A 643-nucleotide genomic window follows, 5' to 3' on the forward strand; every position below is an offset into this window, starting at 1 on the left:
ACTCTCGCGTCAGTTGTGTCGGGCACGTGCTGAGTTCATTAGCGGAATGCGCAAGAACATCAAATCTGCAACCAAAACAGCACGCGCTGATGCGTATTGCGAGGCCTGGGTTGTAGGTGTGCGAGACAGTCTTACTGCGTTCGCCTGCACGGAGGCAGAAAAAACGCTCATGGCGGCATATAAGGCACGTTACTTCGCCAGCGCCCCGGAGGCCTCTGGACGGGCCGTTAAAAAGGCTAAGGGCGTTGATGATGCGTTCTATGCCGGTTATTTCGATGGACGCCAGGTCGAATTGCATCAGGGCGTTGGTAGTGCTGGGCGAGCTGCATCCCCTGCCCAGATTGGGAGGGCATGAAAATGATGTCGTCGGCAAGGGGCATGGCCAAACAGAAAGGGGAAAAGGTTTATCAGGGAAAAGCCTGTACCAGGGGGCATTCTGGCGTGCGTTATACGAGGAGCGGGAAATGCGTGGACTGTACGCATGAAAACAATCAGGCGCTAGCCAAGGCTCGATGTCGGGAGCGTATCTGGAGCCAGCGACCGGTGATGGTTTTCGGTGATCCGGCTCGTGTGTGTCAGGGGGTGATGTGATGAAAATCTGTATGAAGGGGAGCGGAAAATGAGCGTGGTTTATATTGCTGGC

The 643-nt window shown here is 55.2% G+C and carries 1 protein-coding gene; it reads left to right on the top strand.

All coding sequences use genetic code 11. From position 1 onward, the window contains the following. On the top strand, positions 1–355 hold a 355-nt coding region (locus tag EHO01S_RS17050), incomplete at its 5' end, for a DUF7168 domain-containing protein (protein WP_024525065.1). Between the last annotated feature and the right edge of the window lie 288 nt (positions 356–643).

Source organism: Edwardsiella hoshinae NBRC 105699 = ATCC 33379, from assembly GCF_000474215.1.
Taxonomy (GTDB): Bacteria; Pseudomonadota; Gammaproteobacteria; order Enterobacterales; family Enterobacteriaceae; genus Edwardsiella; species Edwardsiella hoshinae.